Annotated in this window: 18 protein-coding genes; 5 read left to right on the top strand and 13 right to left on the bottom strand. The window is 40.1% G+C overall.

Annotation, left to right across the window (positions count from 1 at the left end):
- Position 1 precedes the first annotated feature (1 nt).
- On the bottom strand, positions 2 to 292 hold the full coding sequence (locus NXS00_RS22625) for a Uma2 family endonuclease (RefSeq protein WP_258101565.1): 291 nt from the start codon (positions 290 to 292) through the stop codon (positions 2 to 4).
- A 21-nt stretch (positions 293 to 313) separates the two neighbouring features.
- Positions 314 to 1492, bottom strand: coding sequence for a tetratricopeptide repeat protein (locus tag NXS00_RS22620; protein WP_258101564.1), 1179 nt, complete (start codon positions 1490 to 1492; stop codon positions 314 to 316).
- A gap of 127 nt (positions 1493 to 1619) precedes the next feature.
- Here NXS00_RS22620 and NXS00_RS22615 point away from each other — a divergent pair, with 127 nt between their 5' ends.
- Positions 1620 to 2267, top strand: a complete 648-nt coding sequence (locus NXS00_RS22615) for a hypothetical protein (RefSeq protein WP_258101563.1) — start codon at positions 1620 to 1622, stop codon at positions 2265 to 2267.
- Here the strand turns inward: NXS00_RS22615 and NXS00_RS22610 are convergent.
- Positions 2254 to 2406, bottom strand: a complete 153-nt coding sequence (locus NXS00_RS22610) for a DUF2256 domain-containing protein (protein ID WP_258101562.1) — start codon at positions 2404 to 2406, stop codon at positions 2254 to 2256. The genes NXS00_RS22615 and NXS00_RS22610 overlap by 14 nt on opposite strands.
- Positions 2403 to 3860 (bottom strand): cryptochrome/deoxyribodipyrimidine photo-lyase family protein, encoded by a 1458-nt coding sequence (locus NXS00_RS22605; RefSeq protein ID WP_258101561.1) that lies wholly within the window; start codon positions 3858 to 3860, stop codon positions 2403 to 2405. The genes NXS00_RS22610 and NXS00_RS22605 overlap by 4 nt, the downstream gene beginning before the upstream one ends.
- A 41-nt stretch (positions 3861 to 3901) precedes the next feature.
- On the opposite strand from NXS00_RS22605, the gene NXS00_RS22600 reads away from it, so the two are divergent.
- Both NXS00_RS22600 and NXS00_RS22595 read left to right on the top strand, forming a co-directional pair.
- On the top strand, positions 3902 to 4195 hold the full coding sequence (locus NXS00_RS22600) for a TIGR03643 family protein (protein WP_258101560.1): 294 nt from the start codon (positions 3902 to 3904) through the stop codon (positions 4193 to 4195).
- A gap of 141 nt (positions 4196 to 4336) precedes the next feature.
- Entirely contained in the window at positions 4337 to 7345 is a 3009-nt protein-coding gene (locus tag NXS00_RS22595) for a glycosyltransferase family 117 protein (RefSeq protein ID WP_258101559.1), read from the top strand.
- 324 nt (positions 7346 to 7669) lie between these two features.
- Here NXS00_RS22595 and NXS00_RS22590 read toward each other — a convergent pair whose 3' ends face one another.
- The 7 genes from NXS00_RS22590 to NXS00_RS22560 form a co-directional block, all read right to left on the bottom strand.
- Positions 7670 to 8047 carry a T9SS type A sorting domain-containing protein gene (locus NXS00_RS22590; protein WP_258101558.1) on the bottom strand — a complete coding sequence of 126 codons (378 nt, stop codon included), beginning with the start codon at positions 8045 to 8047 and terminating at the stop codon, positions 7670 to 7672.
- A 109-nt stretch (positions 8048 to 8156) separates the two neighbouring features.
- A complete protein-coding gene (locus tag NXS00_RS22585; RefSeq protein WP_258101557.1) occupies positions 8157 to 9650 on the bottom strand; it encodes an NAD(P)H-hydrate dehydratase in 1494 nt (497 codons plus the stop codon).
- An 87-nt stretch (positions 9651 to 9737) separates the two neighbouring features.
- Positions 9738 to 10949, bottom strand: coding sequence for an NADH-quinone oxidoreductase subunit D (locus tag NXS00_RS22580; RefSeq protein WP_258101556.1), 1212 nt, complete (start codon positions 10947 to 10949; stop codon positions 9738 to 9740).
- A 37-nt stretch (positions 10950 to 10986) separates the two neighbouring features.
- The gene (locus NXS00_RS22575; protein WP_258101555.1) at positions 10987 to 11490 is read right to left on the bottom strand and encodes an NADH-quinone oxidoreductase subunit C; all 504 of its coding nucleotides are present in this window, start codon (positions 11488 to 11490) and stop codon (positions 10987 to 10989) included.
- Positions 11490 to 12017: an NADH-quinone oxidoreductase subunit NuoB gene (gene nuoB / locus NXS00_RS22570; RefSeq protein ID WP_258101554.1), complete on the bottom strand. Its 528-nt coding sequence runs from the start codon at positions 12015 to 12017 to the stop codon at positions 11490 to 11492. The genes NXS00_RS22575 and nuoB overlap by 1 nt, the downstream gene beginning before the upstream one ends.
- A 1-nt stretch (position 12018) precedes the next feature.
- Positions 12019 to 12501 (bottom strand): NADH-quinone oxidoreductase subunit A, encoded by a 483-nt coding sequence (locus NXS00_RS22565; protein WP_258101553.1) that lies wholly within the window; start codon positions 12499 to 12501, stop codon positions 12019 to 12021.
- 20 nt (positions 12502 to 12521) lie between these two features.
- A complete protein-coding gene (locus tag NXS00_RS22560; RefSeq protein WP_258101552.1) occupies positions 12522 to 13151 on the bottom strand; it encodes an LON peptidase substrate-binding domain-containing protein in 630 nt (209 codons plus the stop codon).
- Positions 13152 to 13214: 63 nt separating this feature from the next.
- Between NXS00_RS22560 and NXS00_RS22555 the strand changes: the two genes are divergently transcribed.
- Entirely contained in the window at positions 13215 to 13703 is a 489-nt protein-coding gene (locus tag NXS00_RS22555) for a hypothetical protein (RefSeq protein ID WP_258101551.1), read from the top strand.
- An 84-nt stretch (positions 13704 to 13787) separates the two neighbouring features.
- Here the strand turns inward: NXS00_RS22555 and NXS00_RS22550 are convergent, their stop codons facing one another.
- Positions 13788 to 14369, bottom strand: coding sequence for a gluconate 2-dehydrogenase subunit 3 family protein (locus tag NXS00_RS22550; protein ID WP_258101550.1), 582 nt, complete (start codon positions 14367 to 14369; stop codon positions 13788 to 13790).
- 2 nt (positions 14370 to 14371) lie between these two features.
- Positions 14372 to 16072, bottom strand: coding sequence for a GMC oxidoreductase (locus tag NXS00_RS22545; RefSeq protein WP_258101549.1), 1701 nt, complete (start codon positions 16070 to 16072; stop codon positions 14372 to 14374).
- A 128-nt stretch (positions 16073 to 16200) separates the two neighbouring features.
- On the opposite strand from NXS00_RS22545, the gene NXS00_RS22540 reads away from it, so the two are divergent.
- Entirely contained in the window at positions 16201 to 17073 is an 873-nt protein-coding gene (locus NXS00_RS22540; RefSeq protein WP_258101548.1) for a hydroxypyruvate isomerase family protein, read from the top strand.
- Positions 17074 to 17083: the final 10 nt, after the last annotated feature.

Raw genomic sequence — 17083 nt, 5'->3', positions numbered from 1 at the left:
ATCACAAAAAAACACTCAAATCTGGCTGCACCACATTATCTACCAAATGCTCATCCGAATAATCCTCTGATAAACGAACATCAAATGGCTCCATATACACATCGCTTGGCTTGCTATCCAAAAAATCACCTAACCGGCGAAATAATATTCCCAAGGCTTTTTGATGCCTTCTAGATGGAGCAGGACTCATATTATAAGGATATCCGGAAATAATTTCCCAGCGTTCGTCATCAGACCAGCTGAGGTAATCTGCGTAACTATACTTCTGACTATAATCTATTGCTATTGCCATAATCAAATTTACCCAATTCTCTTATAAATCATTCAGCCTTGCCCTGGCCTCTTTGTTAGCTGAATGGCTTCTCTTGGTGAGCTTCTTAACGTCTTTGAAGTACTGCTTTGCAAGCTCATTATCTTCCTCACGCATAGCAATCCTACCTAAATGCAAAACGGAATAGATATAATAGCCCATATCCGTAGCTTCCGCATACTCACCATATTCCATAGCCAGCTTAAAATACTTCTTGGCTGTTTCTAAATCTCCTCGCAACTCACTAATATGACCAATAAAGAAAGCAGCATACCGTCCAGAATTATACTCATACCCAGCATATGCACTATCAATTCGGTTAATCATACTTTTGGACTCTTCAACAGCCTGCTTGTATTTACCCGATTGGTATAACAAACGAGTATAAAATCGATGGAAATAGGCATTGTACGGAAACGTCTCATGTAAGTACTCCGCCAACTGCATGGAATGAACCATATCATTCTCTTCAAAATAAGATATCCGCATCAGATAATACTGCGCCTCAGTTCTGGTATAAAATGCGTTTCGAGCAACAATTTTCAATTGCTCAATACCCTTTTCTTTATCTCCATCTGGAAAAATGGACATGATCGGCTTGAGTAATGGATAATTCTCAGGAACCCATTCTGCATAGTAGTTGAATAGGGCATCACCAAATAATAACTCAGGACTCAGATCTCCATTTCCCTTACATTCTTCCAAATATTTCAAAGCATTCTTGCCTGCGGCAGCAGATCGTCCCCAGTCTTTTCGCTCACTATGCAACCTGCCCTTGAACGCATAAGTAGCCGCCATAAAAAAAGCACCTTCTACTTTGTTATAATCCTTATATAATCGTTCTGCCAACACCAATGAGGTGTCCATATAGGCATAAAAAGTTTCATCATATTGCTCATTATTGAAGTTTGGCAGTATGCGCCAGAAGTAATTCAAGCCCATTAAAAAATATGGCAATGGATGCCAGCCATATTCATTTTGTAAATAGCGAAAATGAGACATGGAGCGCTCAAACTTAAAATTGTACATGTCATTGATGGCCTGAGTAGCCTCCATTTGTACAAATGGGTTTGATAGCAAACTATAGGTAGAATCAATAGGAACTGCTGGTATCCCCTTTTTCTGTGCCTGACTGTAAGAAAACAGGCCTATTAATACGATGACAAGTGTATACTTTTTCATTAGTTCATCCTTAAACACTCTTCCTTAGGCAACTATTGTTCCAAACAAACGTGTTTTAGTAAAAATCATCCATGCAAGATTAGTTCCTACCCTTCAATTTTTGAAGAATTTAATCAACTTAGCCCAAATGAATTGGATAGTAAAAAGTCGAGAACGTTTTATCAATGACTGGTATAGCATTGACGGTAAAACCTTCTTTATTGTTTTGTGTTTGCTGTATTTCACAGCCTATTTTATTAAAGGATCTTTCATCGTCGATGGAATAGCTGCCTTCGAAGTACTTCAGGAACGAGGTGAAATGTGGGTGATGGATATCTTTTTTGGCCTTCAATATTTTTCTGTCCCACTCTTTCTTGCCTGGAAATTCACTTTAACTGCGTTTATCCTTTGGGTGGGATGCTTTCTCTTTGGCTATCGGGTTACCTATGCAGAATTATGGAAAATGGTGATGATCATGGATCTCGTTTTCATTATTCCAGAATTACTTAAAGTGATTTGGTTCATGTTTTTTGAAACGGACCCAAACTATCACGATTATGTAGCCTACTACCCTGCTAGTTTGATGAATTTCTTCGATTATGAATCACTCCCCCAGAAATATCACTATCCGCTAAAGGCCTTCAACCTATTCGAAATCATTTATTGGGGATTGTTGATTTGTGGTGTTTATTGGTTGAGCAACAAGAAACTCAAGATGTCAGCAATCATCGTGAGCTGTTCGTACATTCTGTTTTTTCTAATCTGGTTGGGTTACTTCATCATTATTCATGATTGACCGTTCTATTTCGTTTACATCGCTCTGAGCAATACTTAACTTCTTCCCAGGTTTTAGACCACTTCTTTCGCCAAGAAAATGGCCGTTGACAAACTGGACAGATTTTAGTCGGTAAATCGGTCTTCTTCACTCCTTTCATGGCCATCGATTTTTGACAGTATGCTTGGCTAGTATTTTGGCGGCATCTTTCCTTACTCGATCGGTACCTTTCATTGTGTAGAGCATTTTGCTTGCCTCCTTATAGGTTTCTTTTACATTTACAATCGGGTTAGGGTAGGTAACACCGGGCAAAAAGTCATAACAGCTATGATCGATAGGAGTCATTTTCCAAGGCTCCAAGGCAAAATGAGCAGGCAACTCATTCAATTCGGGCACCCACTTCTTAATGAAAATAGCATTCGGATCATGATCAAGCGATTGTTTCACTGGATTGTAAATACGAATGGTGTTGATGCCCGTCACCCCAGCTTGCATCTGAAACTGAGGAAAGTGGATGCCCGGTTCAAAATCTAAGAATTGTTTAGCCAAAAAGTCTGCTCCTTCTTTCCATGGCTGCCAAAGGTGATGGGTCAAAAAGGAAACCAACATCGACCTCATTCTGAAATTTAAATAACCTGTTTCCTTGACACATCTCATGCACGCATCAACTATAGGGTATCCTGTTTGACCTTCTTTCCATGCCTCAAATTTGACTTGATCTAATTCTGTTCTGATATCATTGTAACCCGAGTTAATATTTTCATACTCATAAGCCACCTCCATTTCAAACTTTTGAATGAAATGGCAATGCCACCTCAATCTTGAACCGAATGAGGTAAGATATCTCTTATTTCCGTTCTTTTTGGCCTCCAGCATTGACTGATACACTTGCTTCATGCTCAGATTGCCCCAAGCCAAATATGGACTGAGCCGACTGCAACTCTTTCTACTTTCAGAAGGCTTAGAGATGTGTTGATTGTATTGAGTGCTTCTATTTTTGAAAAAGGTCCTCATATATTGATGAGCAAGCTTCTCGCCTCCCTTTTGCATACCATGACTAGGATCATCGAATACATTTTTGAGATTCAAAGCGAATCGAGTCGTTAAGTCTTCATCTACTATTAGTCGATTGACATCAATACTTGGGTGCAATTGTGGCTCACTCATGGTTTTGTACCAGGCCTTACTCCATCCATCACGATTATGTATTCCCCTTTGGACTCCATTGGTTTGGTATTCCTGCCACTCCACTCCATTTGAAGTAAACAATTCCTTCAATTGCAAATCCCTATCGTAAGTCAGTTGAATCCCAGTTTCTTCATAAGAAAAAACCTTTTGAATGGCGTACCTGGATAATAATTCATGAAACACATCCGCACACTCACCTTCTAGCATCTGGATAGAATCAGCTATTCTAGATTGCATATCCTGAAGACTCTCATACACAAATCGCCAGTGACGAATATCACTTACAGAGGCATTGATCAATGATGGCTCAAAAACATATAAGAGTAAAATTGGCAGGTTAGACTTAAATGCTGCTGCAAGTGGTTCATGATCTGACAAGCGAAGATCTCGTTTCAACCAAACAACATTTATCTCTTTTTTCTGCATGTGTCGCCAACAATTCGTGAACACAGATTGTTGGGCAACCAATGAAAATAACCGAGAAATATCAACTATCAGAAAGAGATATCGACAGAATCATCGAAATGGCATGGGAAGACCGAACAACATTCGATGCCATTTTAGATCAGTTTGGAGTTCCTGAAAAGGATGTTATCAAACTAATGCGACAGGAAATGAAATTGAGCAGTTGGAAAATGTGGCGTGAGAGAGTGCAGGGAAGATCCACTAAACATCAAGCTCAGCGCAGTTTCTCTGAAGTAAAATTTAAAAGTAAAATGCAACGTGCCATTACCCACAATAATATCAGTAAACGTCACTGATTAACATTTTTTAAATGCCCATCTCCAAGGAACATTCGAATATTACGCTACTTATTAAACGGTCGGCGTATATTCGATTCTAATTCTAAGGATTATAGCACATTATTGCTAATTTCGCCAAGTTGACTCAAAACTATTGAGATGGGATATCAAAAAATTAATGTAATCACTGGTTGGTTTGTATTTTTCGTGTCATTCGTAGTGTATGCGATGACCATAGAACCGACAGCCAGTTTTTGGGACTGTGGCGAGTTTATCGCCTGTTCATACAAACTAGAAGTACCTCACCCTCCTGGAGCTCCGTTCTTCCTTTTGACTGGTAGAATATTCTCCTTATTCGCGGCTGGAAATGTAGAAAGTGTTGCCTATTGGGTGACCATGGTCAGCGTGGTAAGTACTGCTTTCTCTATTCTATTTTTATTCTGGTCCATTACTCACCTTGCTAAAAGAGTATTAGGCATCAAAAAAGGTGAAGAGACTCTTGCTCAAACCATCTTATTGATGGGAGCTGGTGCTGTTGGAGCATTCTCTTGTATGGCGTCTGATTCTTACTGGTTCAGTGCTGTAGAAGCGGAAGTTTACGGTATGTCTGCATTCTTCACTGCTTTCGTTTTCTGGGCGATCCTGAAATGGGAGAACATGGAAGAAGAAGCACAGCGCAACAAATGGATCATTTTGATTGCCTACATGGTGGGACTATCAATAGGTGTTCACCTTTTGAACTTAGTTACGCTTCCTGCATTAGGTCTCATTATCTATTTCAAATACTATGAGAAAGTAACTATTCAAGGAATCATCATTACGCTAGTTGCTGCTGGAGCTGCTATCCTAATTATCATGTTAGGTGTAATCCCGGGTCTTCCATCATTGGCAGGTAGCTTGGAGATTTTCTTTGTGAATGCTTTAGGTCTTCCATTTGGATCAGGAGTGATTTTCTTCTGTTTGGCATTCCTTGGAGCCTTGGTATATGGAATTTTCTATTCCATCAAAAAGCAAAAACTTACTTTGAACACCATCTTATTGTGTTTCACTTTCATCATGATTGGTTACTCTTCTTACACGATCGTTTTGATCAGAAGTAGCTACAACCCTCCAATCGATGAAAATAATCCTGAAGACATTCTTTCATTCGTATCGTACTTGAAGCGTGAGCAATATGGTTCAAGACCATTATTCCACGGACAGTACTACACTGCTCAAGTAACTTCACAAGAGCAAGGTGATGCTATTTACATGCGTGGCGAAGACAAATACGAAATCAAAGATTACAAACTGGATTACGTATACGACCCATCTCAAACAACCATTCTTCCAAGAATGTATTCCGCGGCGGAACCGCATAAGAAACGATACATGGAGATCACAGGACTGCAGCCTGGAGTAAAACCAAGCTTTAGTGACAACCTGTATTTCATGTTCACCCATCAGATTGGAACGATGTACATGAGGTATTTCCTTTGGAACTTCTCGGGGCGTGCGTCTGATGAACAAGATGCTAGCTGGGTTGGAATAAGAGATGCATTCCAGTCAGACTTGCCATCGGCATTAGAGAATAATAAAGGAAGAAACATCTATTACTCTTTACCTCTATTATTAGGCCTTTTAGGTTTGTTTATCCAGTACAAGAAAGATGTGAAGTACTTCTCCGTAACTCTTCTATTATTCTTCTTAACAGGAGTTGCATTGGTTCTTTACCTAAACTCACCTCCTATTGAACCGAGAGAAAGAGATTATATCTACTCTGGATCTTATTATGCGTTCGCTATTTGGATTGGATTCGGTGTACTAGCGATATACGAATTGCTTGGAGCTGTACTAAAGAACAAACAAGTGTTGGCCGTAATCGCTACGGTGGTTGGTCTTTTGATTCCAACAATCATGGTAGCAGAAAACTGGGATGATCATGATCGATCTGACAGATACTTCTCAGTAGATGCTGCGAAAAACTACCTGGACACTTGTGCTCCAAACGCCATCTTGTTTACGGGTGGGGATAACGACACATTCCCTCTTTGGTATGTTCAGGAGGTTGAAGGGTTTAGAACAGATGTTCGCGTAGTTGTATTGAGTTACTTCAACACCGACTGGTACATCAGCCAGATGATGCGAGACGCTTATGAATCTAAGCCACTGCCGTTCTCACTTTCTTTGAAAAACTATCAACAAGGTGGGTTGAATGATTACCTTCCTGTAGTAGAGAATCCAAGTATTAAAGGTGCTATCAGCGCTAATAGATTCCTTCAATTGATAAGCCAGGAACACAAAGCACTTCAAATTCCATTGAGCACGGGATCATTCTACAACTCAGTACCTGCTAAATCAATGTTCCTTAATGTAGACGTTGATTATGTGAAGTCATTGGGTATCATTCCAGCAAACCTGGAAGACAGAGTAGTTGATAAAATGCAGTGGAGTGTTAAAGGTCGTGGACTTGAGAAGAGTGATTTAGCTGTAATCGATTTGCTAGTGAACTCTAACTGGGAAAGACCAATTTACATGAACACTACATCTCTTGCTTCTGTAAACTTCGACATTAGAAAGTATGCAGTACAGGAAGGTATTGCTTACAGAATACTTCCAGTAAGCAATCCAAATCCACAAGAATATCAAGTGGACCTAGATGTGATGTATGACAACATAATGAACAAGTATCAGTGGAGAGAATTAGACAATCCGAATGTTTATTACTCTGAAGACTACAGAAACTTCGTTCTTAACCACAGATCTGCTTTCAACTCATTGGCTATTAGCTTGATGGAAGATGGTCAATATAAGAAAGCCGAAGCTGTAATCGAGAAGTGTTTGACTGCAATGCCTAACGAAGCGATTCCATTTGACTACTTCAACATGCAGCAAGTAGGAATACTTCTAGAACTAGACCAATATCAGAAGTCTGGTGAGGTAAATGAAACTTCGAAATTGAAGAGTATGGCTGACAACATTGCTGAGATCACCGTATCCAGAAATGCTGAAATGCTTGACTACATGATTAAGAATAAGAACTACAATCTGACTGAAATGCAGCAGATGTTGATTTCTTTGAACACCATCACTAGAGCTTACAGAGCAAGTGGTTACAAAGAAGAAGCTGCTAAATACGAAGAGCTGTTCAACAAATACTATCAGGAATTCCAGAATGCTGCTAAGTAATTAGCAGCTCTCTTACAATATCAAAAGGTGCTTCTGTTGAAGCACCTTTTTTTATGTCGCATAGTTTAGACGGTACTACATTCAAACACTTATCCAATTCGACACCAGCATCATCACTTTTAAGATCCTATCTTAATTAATGACGATGGCTCTAATGGATTGATTCTATATGGAGCAATCATTCTTAGGTAACTAGTATTTATTCTTTGTGAATAATACCCTGCAATAGGAGAATGATAGAACAGTACTCCATAAGAAATGAGAAGACAACAAAAAAGCCATCGTCAATTAAGAGGATGGCTAGTCAAAGTCGTTTAGCTTATTCTAATTCTTGAGGAATCTAAATGCTTTTTTGAATCTGGTATTCTCATCTTTCACTACAATGAAATAATAACCAGTAGCATAATTCTTAACAGGAATTCGGTAGCGGCCATTTCCAATTTCCTCCGCTTCAATCTTGATTTCATTACCAATAAGGCTATGAAGCTCGAATTCTGCATTTTCCAGAGTGGAATTATCGATATGAACCACGATGTAGTCTACCGCAGGGTTTGGATACAATTCAATGCGGTTTTTATTCAAATCCACATTATGATTGTAGAAAGCGGTTTCAGCACTCACCACATTATCATTCGCTTCCTGTGCCAGTGCTGACATAGAAAGGAAGAGAGCAAACGTCGCTATGATGAGTTTATTGTACATATCTACATACAAAGTACGCAAAAAAAACGCCAATGTTTGTAGTACACCATAAAATTTTTCACAGAATTTGTCGTTAACCCCTCTTTTTTAACAAAACTTAAGGAAAATATTAATTGGTTAGCTTCAAAAATGCCTCTGGAAGAAAGTCTATAATATCACTTGCGATTAAAGAATACTGCCCTTTTTTGACTTCCGCTAGATCTCCAGCAAGCCCATGCAAATAGACTCCTGTTTTGAGCGCATCAAAAGATTTCAATCCTTGAGCCATCAACGCTGCGATCACTCCAGTAAGCACATCACCACTTCCTGCGGTTGCCATTCCTGGATTTCCTGTAGGGTTGAAATACACAATACCGTGATAATCACAAACGGCAGAGTGAGCTCCTTTAAGCACTACATTCAACTTGTAAGTTTTACACAAGTTTCGCAGCAATTCTAGTTTTTCAAAATCATCCTTCCATTCACCTACCAGCCGTTTGAACTCTCCAGGATGTGGCGTCAATACACTGCCTGCAGGCAATACGTCCAACAATTCTCTATTTTCCGCTAGTATATTGATCGCATCAGCATCAATTACAATTGGATCTTTGACCTTATCAAGTAGCCCTTTGAATGCCTTAACAGTCAGGCTTCCAGTTCCGATCCCTGGACCAATGGCAACTACTCTAATGTTATCAGCAGGCAATATTTCGGTAATCACTTCAGTATGCTCATCTTCGATGACCATAGCCTCTGGAACAGCGGTTTGTAGCACATCTAAACCACAGCAAGGTGCATGAACAAATAAAAGTCCTGCTCCTGTTCTCATGGCTGCTTTGGCACTGAGCACTGTAGCTCCCATTTTACCTTTACTCCCTGAGATTAACAGCATCCTACCAGCATCACCTTTATGAGCATTTTTAGCTCTTTTCGGCAGCTTGATGTCTTTTCGCTCCGTATAGAAGTAGTTCGTTTTTTGGAGTGAAATAAACTCCTTACTTAACCCTATTCCCACTAAATGCCATCTACCTACCTGACCTGCAAGCTCCGGCTGAAACAAAGACAACTTTGGTATTTCAAATGAAATCGTATGGTCAGCAATGATGGTTGCTCCATCACTGGTATTGTCAGAAAAGATTCCAGATGGAATATCTACTGAGAAAATTTGCGCCCAGGAGTCATTTATGGTGTTGACCAATTTTTCAATTAAACCTTCCAAAGGCCGCGAAAGTCCACTTCCAAGCAATGCATCAATGATCACATAATCATTTGGAATAAACGGAATATGGTCATAATCCTTGATTTGCTTGATCGGGAATATTCCCGAAGAGCGCTCCATGTTAACCCGAAAGTCCTCTGTTGCTTTCTGAAGATCTCCTATATAATAACTGATTACATCGTACTCTCGATCATGCAATAACCGAGAAATCGCCATTCCATCTCCACCATTGTTTCCTACACCACAAAACACCATGATTCGAGATGTCTTAGGAACTATGGTTTGAAAACATTCTACGAAGGCTTCTGAAGCTCTTTCCATCAAAGCAGCCGAGCTTGTGGCACCTTCCTCGATCGTATATTGATCGACTGATTTAATTTGGGTAGCGTTGAGTACTGGAATCATAGTAATTAAATCTACTACTATTCCGCTTTAGAATTCCTAATTATTTAATGAAAGCGCTCGAATAAACAGATAAAGTAGGAAGTGAAATCAACGATCCACCTCGCCCATCACAACATCAATAGAGCCCATTATGGCGACTAAATCTGACAACATATGACCTCTTGAGATTTCTGGGAGTACAGAGAGATTCACAAAACTACAAGCACGGCATTTGCAACGAATAGCTTGATCTGCCCGACCATCTGCTCTGAAAAAGAAACCTAATTCACCTTTTGGGTTTTCTGCTCTCACATAAAAATCTTGAGCTTTTGGACGGATTTTCTTTGGAACGACGGCTCTAGGATCAAATTCTTTATCTCGTTTATGATCAGTCATGAGCCTTTCGAGGCATTGATCAATGATTTTCACTGATTCCTCACACTCACGGAATCGTACCCAGGTTCTATCCCAACAGTCACCAACAGTCCCAACCTGGCCTTCACCGATCGGAATCTCAAAATCTAATTCCGGATATACACTATATCCATCTACTCTACGAAGGTCATATTTTAATCCAGAGCCACGAAGCATTGGTCCAGTTACTCCATAATTAATCGCTAAATCACGAGATAGCACACCTACATTGGCTGTACGCTCAATAAAGATTTTATTGCTTATCAGAAGGTTTTTAAGGTCTTCTAATTTTGGCTTCAGGTATTTAGAGAAGCTCACACATCGCTCCTCAAAACCGACTGGCAAATCATAGAATAAGCCACCAATCCAGATATAATTGTAAAGCATGCGAGCACCAGAAGCCCATTCCAGCAACCGTAAAATATGCTCACGATCACGCATCATCCATAAGAATGGCGTAAAAGCACCGATATCCAAACCATAAGTACCTATAGCTACAAAGTGAGAAGCCAGACGATTTAACTCTGCTACCAGAACACGGATATACTCTACTCTCTTAGGAATTTTATCAGCAATACCAAGCATCTTCTCCACACCCATTGCATAGGCATGCTCGGAGTTCATTGCCGCCACATAATCTAACCGATCAACATAAGGCAAAACCTGATTGTAAGGAACAGATTCAGCGTGCTTTTCAAAGCACCGATGCAAATATCCCATGTGAGGAATAACATCCTTTACGATTTCACCATCCGTAACCACTTCCAAACGTAACACTCCATGAGTTGATGGGTGCTGCGGACCAATGTTAATTAGCATCTCTTCTTTCTTAATAGATGCTTCATTGTTAACCGTTGGTTCGGAGTTCTTTAGGTGATCTTTATCGTATATGTATTGAATATTCAAAATGGATAATTGCTAATGGATAATTGAAAATCAAACTTTAACTGGCAGGTTCGTCGCGATCATACACCACTGTCATTCCGTGATACTTCTCTTGTTCCTGATAATCCTTTCTCAGTGGATATCCTTCCCAGTCGTTTGGCAATAAAATTCTTCTTAAGTCTGGGTGATTGGCAAAATGAATTCCGAATAAATCGAACGTTTCTCGCTCATGCCAGTCAGCCGTTTTCCAAATGGATGATAAAGATTCGACACCTGGATTTTCTCGATCAAGTTCAACACGTAACATCAGATGATGATTGTATGGAATGCTGTATAGATTATAAACAACTTCCATAGTATTCTTATCAGGACCATTATCGATACCTGTAACACACGAAAGTGAATCAAAATACAAACCTTCTTCTCCATGGAGAAATTCACAAACGTTAACTAGTGCCGACTTTTCCAAAATCAAAGTCTTAGGTGTAGAGTTTAAGTCTTCTCCGAGAACAGCCTCAGGAAACTGTGATGCTATGGCAGCTTTTATTTCATTGAACTCCATTAGGCAGTCTGCTTTTTCTTCTCCATCAATTTTTTCAAAGCTTCAGGTTTCATCAGAGACTCACCACGGATTTTCTCTTGAAGCTTCATGAAACCTCCAATCAACGCTTCCGGTCTTGGAGGGCAGCCAGGCACATACACATCTACAGGAATGATCTTATCCACTCCTTTCACCACATGATAGCCATGCTCCCAGTAAGGCCCTCCACAATTACTGCAGCTACCCATGGAAATAACATAGCGCGGCTCAGCCATTTGCTCGTATAATCTTCTGACTCGATCAGCCATTTTAAAAGTCACCGTGCCAGCTACAATCATCACATCTGATTGCCTAGGTGAAGCTCTTGGCAAAACACCAAAGCGGTCCATATCGTATCCCGAAGTATAGGCTCCCATCATCTCAATAGCACAACAGGCTAGACCAAAACCCATTGGCCAAAGACTTGAAAGTCTCGCCCAGTTGAGAAGATCGTCTGCCTTGGTGACAATAATGCCACCTTGCCCAAATTGATGATCAAGTAAACCCATATTATTTTTCTATCTGGTAATTTGTCTTATTGATATGATCGTAAGCAGAAGCTGGAATTTTTGACTTGAAGTCAACCGAATTTGGTTTTGGCTTAGCCCAATCCAACATGCCATTGGCCCACACATAAATCAGCCCGATCAAAAGGATTCCAATAAAAATGAATGTTTCGATTAGGGAAAACACTCCCCACAAGCCGTCTGTTTCTGCCATCAATTCTTTATCAGCAAAGACGGTTGCCCATGGAAATAGAAACACCAATTCCGTTTCAAAAAGTAAAAAAATCAACGCAACCACATAAAATCGAACATTGAAAACTCCCCATGCCGATTTGACAGGATCCTCTCCAGATTCATAGGTAGTTTGCTTTTCCTCGTTTGGCCGAACAGGTCTCAAAATTTTACCAACAAGCAGCGTGATCATCACAAATCCCACTCCTCCAAGTATAAATAATAGTGCTACGCCAAAACCGCTGATTTCAATCATGATGGAAAATTACACAATGATCAGAATTTTAAGGGGTTAAAATGCTTGAAGTGTCCATTCATTCTGATTTTTTCTTTGGCATTCTCAGCTCTTTCCAATGCCGGAATCAATTGTTCGAGGTGTTCTATGATGAATGATTGTCTTTTTTTATGTGACTTCATTTTCAGTAAAATGTATTCCTCTTCGGGTTTCAGTCCAAGTTTATGGATCACAGAGTACATGCTGGTTTCTACACTGATTGGTAATTCATCTTCCATGTGAAGCCACTCAAAAAGATCCTGGCAGAGCTCAATAAATTTTAATTGCAGTGAAGGATCTAACTCATCTTCAAAGTCAATAAATTCAACTGGTCCTCCTGCGTACTCTTTGTCTTTCCAAGGGTTGATGAAATTTTGCACATTGAACACACCCAAGCCCTCCGTTTTGATATCCATGCGACCGTCTTCATAGGTCTTTGTGACTTCTGTTATTTTAACTTCCGTTCCATACTCTACCTTTGTCAACACATAAGACGGAATACCAAACGTACACTGGTTAGTCAAGCAATCATTGATCAACTGCTTATATCGTGGCTCGAAAATATGCAGATTAAGTTCCTCTCCTGGAAAAACAACCAGATTCAATGGAAATAAAGGAATTTCTTTGATCATAGTATTTGTAACTGAGATGTAATCACAGAGTTTTGGGTTTTGCTTAATTTTTTTTGAATCATTATGTCTAGAAAAGTCACCATCAATCAAGGGCGAGTTGTTCCCGTCCATTTCAGATTTATTGTTACCTTTTTGGTTTTTATAGGCATGTCCCTGGCCATGCAAAACCTCAGTGTACTACCAGCAATTTCTGTTTGTATTGGGATTTCTTTTCTTATACCACTGGTTTGGTCCTCTTTTTACCTTTTTCAGATCATCCCTGAAGAAAAAATTGTCAAGGAAGGGTATTTGATTCTGGGACTCAAAAAAATGGAGGTGCAAAAATATACTTCGCTGGAGAAAATCTTCATTAACTCTAACCTTTCTTCGCAAACGATGCATGGCCGAGGTGGTCAAAGCAGCACATTCACTAATCGTGAATTTCAATCATATGTAAAAACCACTGATGGCAAAAAGTTTGAATTGATCTCTTCAAAATCAGAGGAAGATCTAATGAAGCGATTGAAGCCAATTGCTAAAAAACTGGCATTGGAGATCGAGAAGAATTATTAGCCGTTTCTATTCCATCCAAAAAAGAAAAGCCATCATGACGGCAATGTCACAATGGCTTTATAATCAATCCTCGAAAATTCTAAATTAAGAAGTTGCCCAGGTTTTACCATTACCTGTTTCAGACAATGGCTGGCAACCGTGTTGTTCCACAGGAATCGCTATGTATTGTAACTCCTCAGTAGCTCCATATTCAGAAGTGTAATACCCTACAATAGTCAATTCTTTTAAAGACCAAAAAACTGGTTTTTGACCCCAAGGCGCAGCTTTTGCTTCCGCATCTTTCTTCTGACAGAATTCCTTCTTTTTAATAGCATCCAAAGCTACAAAGTCATCTCCTGTTTCTGTCTTACATTCTTCATTGAACTTCATCAGGCCATCGGTAAACTCTTTGCGTCTATCTTCATCCCAAACGATACTCACCATCTCTTCGATAAATCCAGGAACGCCAATCTCCTTTGCTCCAGCAGTATCTGTTTTAGGTATAATCGTTTCAGAAATCTCCATCACCAATCTGGCTTGATCTTCAGTGAAGAAACTTGGCGTCCATGTCAGCTCAGGCTTTGGAGTACATCCATTCAGAATACCTGCAATTGTTGGTGTACTTAATACACCTCCCATGATCCAGGCAGTTCTTCGTATCGCTTCTCTTCTTTTGATATTTTCCATGATTAGAGATTTCCTTTTTTAAGTTCATTTACTGCAAAGTCTGCCGCGCGAGCAGTCAAAGCCATATAGGTAAGTGATGGATTTTGACATGCAGATGAAGTCATGGCCGCACCATCGGTTACGAATACGTTTTGTACTTCGTGTACCTGGTTGTTACCGTTCAATACAGACGATTTTGGATCACGCCCCATTCTTGCTGTACCCATTTCATGAATACCAAGACCAGGCCCACCGATGTTGTCATAGGTACGAACGTTTTTCAATCCAGCTTTTTCCAACATCTCAGCAGCTGAAGCTTGCATGTCTTTACGCATCGCCAACTCGTTATCCTTAAACTCACAATCAAATGTGATGGTCGGCAATCCATGTTTATCTAATTTATCAGGATTGATTTCCATCTTGTTTTCATGATATGGAAGCATCTCTCCGAAGCCCATCAAGCCCATTCTCCATTTTCCTGGAGTTTTGATATCTTCTTTCAGTTCTTCTCCAATTCCCAACTCAGCGATAGCAGATCTCCATTCCTGGCGGCTTGCTCCTCCCTGATATCCGTATCCACGAATAAAGTCAGGATGTTTTTCATTGATATTTCTAAATCTCGGGATATAAATTCCATTCGGACGTCTGCCATGGTAATACATGTCTTCAAACCCATCATAATCCCCTTCAGCACCCGCTTTGAAGTGGTGATCCATCAAGTTTCTACCAAGTTCACCAGATTGGTTACCCATTCCGTTTGGATGGTACTCACTTTTTGAATTCAACAAAATGTAGGTAGATGCAATAGCCGAAGCATTCAAGAACACAATTTTCGAATAAAACTCCTGCACTTCACCAGTTTCAGCATCCTGAACTCTTACGCCGGTAGCCTTTTTCGTTTCCGGATCGTACATCACCTCAGTTACTATGGAATGAGGTCTCAGAGTCATATTTCCAGTTGCCATAGCTGCTGGCAACGTACTACTCTGACTACTAAAGTATCCTCCAAATGGACATCCACGCATACACAGGTTTCTGTAATGACAGTGTGCACGACCATTATGATTTACTGTGATATTGGCAGTTCTACCAATAGTCAACAATCGATCTTCAAAGTTTTGTGAAATGGAATCACGAACATGTTCTTCCAAACAATTCAATTCCATTGGAGGCAAGAAACTGCCATCAGGTAGATGTGCAAGACCTTCTTTTCTTCCGCTTACACCAATCCACTTTTCAGCATATTCGTACCATGGCTCCAAATCCTTATAGCGGATAGGCCAATCTACCGCAATCCCATCTTTGGCATTTGCTTCAAAATCCAAATCACTCAATCTGTAAGACTGACGACCCCACATGATGGAACGGCCACCCACATGGTATCCACGAATCCAGTCAAATCGCTTGGTTTCTGAATAAGGATGCTCTGAATCTTTGATCCACCAGTGCTTGGTAGATTCTCTGATAGTGTAACCAGTACGGAGTTGCTTTTCGTAATCCTTGCGCTCTTCCGCAGGAACCTGATCATCATGAGGAAGTTCCCATGGATTCAAGTTCATAGTTGGATAATCCTTTACATGCTCCACATTTCTACCTCTGTCGAGCACGAGCGTCTTGAGACCTTTCTCGGTCAACTCCTTAGCAGCCCAGCCACCACTGATTCCCGTACCTACCACTATCGCGTCGTAAGTATTCTGAGCTTTAGCCTTATTGTTTATGTTCATCTGGATTTTGTGTTTCTTGAGTTTTCTAATCTAATCAATAATGCGTCATATAGACGCACCTTTTTTGAAAGAATTTCAATGAAAACGTTTGCGTTAGCGGATTTAATAAAACTAACTATATTGGTCTCATGAAAATGACCAGAAAAACAGCTCTTAAAAACATGGCGGGCATCTCAGCAGCGGCGCTAACCGGACTACCTTCTTTAGCTTCGGCTAGTGATAAAAAACCATTTAAACTAAATGGCAAAATCAATCACTCTGTCACTCGATGGCCTTTTGGAAGCAAGACTGTTGAGGAGCTGTGTGAGTGGGCTGTAGAACTAGGAATCAAATCTGTTGAGTTAGTAGACCCGGAAGATTATGCCACTATTAACAAATATGGGCTTACTTGTGCGATGTGTAACAGCGTGCCATTGCACCATACAGATAGTTTCAACAATCCAAAAAATCATGCTGGTCATAAAAAAGAGTATTTTGACTTAATGCCGAAAGTTCAGGATGCGGGTTTTCAGAATATCATCTGTTTTTCTGGAAACAGACATGGCATGGATGATGAAGTAGGTTTGGAGAACTGTGCTGTGGGATTGGAACCAATTGTAAAGGAAGCTGAACAGCGTGGATTGACTATCTGTATTGAGATTTTCAACTCCAAAGTGAACCATCCAGACTATATGGCCGACAGCACTGAGTGGGCTGCAAGACTATGTGAAAAACTAGGTAGTCCTAACTTTAAAATCCTTTATGACATCTACCACATGCAGGTTCAGGAAGGAGACATCATCGCTACTATCCAAAAGTATCACCAGTATATCGCGCATTATCATACTGCAGGCGTTCCTGGAAGAAATGAAATTAGTACTGATCAGGAACTTTACTATCCGGCGATCATGAAAGCTATTTATGATACTGGCTTCACTGGGTTCGTCGCACAAGAGTTTATACCGAAAAGAGAAGATCAATTCGCATCACTGAAAGAAGCGATCCAGATTTGTGACATTTAAAATGTTGGAT

This window comes from Marinoscillum pacificum (genome assembly GCF_024714495.1).
GTDB lineage: Bacteria > Bacteroidota > Bacteroidia > Cytophagales > Cyclobacteriaceae > Marinoscillum > Marinoscillum pacificum.
Note: the sequence above shows the minus strand (reverse complement) of the source record. Positions and strands in the feature narration are given on the sequence as shown.

Bases quoted from the DNA above. Each gene is read 5' to 3' on its own strand.
- NXS00_RS22625 (WP_258101565.1), bottom strand. From the start codon at position 292: ATGGCAATAGCAATAGATTATAGTCAGAAGTATAGTTACGCAGATTAC.
- NXS00_RS22620 (WP_258101564.1), bottom strand. From the start codon at position 1,492: ATGAAAAAGTATACACTTGTCATCGTATTAATAGGCCTGTTTTCTTAC.
- NXS00_RS22615 (WP_258101563.1), top strand. From the start codon at position 1,620: ATGAATTGGATAGTAAAAAGTCGAGAACGTTTTATCAATGACTGGTAT.
- NXS00_RS22610 (WP_258101562.1), bottom strand. From the start codon at position 2,406: ATGAAAGGAGTGAAGAAGACCGATTTACCGACTAAAATCTGTCCAGTT.
- NXS00_RS22605 (WP_258101561.1), bottom strand. From the start codon at position 3,860: ATGCAGAAAAAAGAGATAAATGTTGTTTGGTTGAAACGAGATCTTCGC.
- NXS00_RS22600 (WP_258101560.1), top strand. From the start codon at position 3,902: ATGAAAATAACCGAGAAATATCAACTATCAGAAAGAGATATCGACAGA.
- NXS00_RS22595 (WP_258101559.1), top strand. From the start codon at position 4,337: ATGGGATATCAAAAAATTAATGTAATCACTGGTTGGTTTGTATTTTTC.
- NXS00_RS22590 (WP_258101558.1), bottom strand. From the start codon at position 8,047: ATGTACAATAAACTCATCATAGCGACGTTTGCTCTCTTCCTTTCTATG.
- NXS00_RS22585 (WP_258101557.1), bottom strand. From the start codon at position 9,650: ATGATTCCAGTACTCAACGCTACCCAAATTAAATCAGTCGATCAATAT.
- NXS00_RS22575 (WP_258101555.1), bottom strand. From the start codon at position 11,490: ATGGAGTTCAATGAAATAAAAGCTGCCATAGCATCACAGTTTCCTGAG.
- nuoB (WP_258101554.1), bottom strand. From the start codon at position 12,017: ATGGGTTTACTTGATCATCAATTTGGGCAAGGTGGCATTATTGTCACC.
- NXS00_RS22565 (WP_258101553.1), bottom strand. From the start codon at position 12,501: ATGATTGAAATCAGCGGTTTTGGCGTAGCACTATTATTTATACTTGGA.
- NXS00_RS22560 (WP_258101552.1), bottom strand. From the start codon at position 13,151: ATGATCAAAGAAATTCCTTTATTTCCATTGAATCTGGTTGTTTTTCCA.
- NXS00_RS22555 (WP_258101551.1), top strand. From the start codon at position 13,215: ATGTCTAGAAAAGTCACCATCAATCAAGGGCGAGTTGTTCCCGTCCAT.
- NXS00_RS22550 (WP_258101550.1), bottom strand. From the start codon at position 14,369: ATGGAAAATATCAAAAGAAGAGAAGCGATACGAAGAACTGCCTGGATC.
- NXS00_RS22545 (WP_258101549.1), bottom strand. From the start codon at position 16,072: ATGAACATAAACAATAAGGCTAAAGCTCAGAATACTTACGACGCGATA.
- NXS00_RS22540 (WP_258101548.1), top strand. From the start codon at position 16,201: ATGAAAATGACCAGAAAAACAGCTCTTAAAAACATGGCGGGCATCTCA.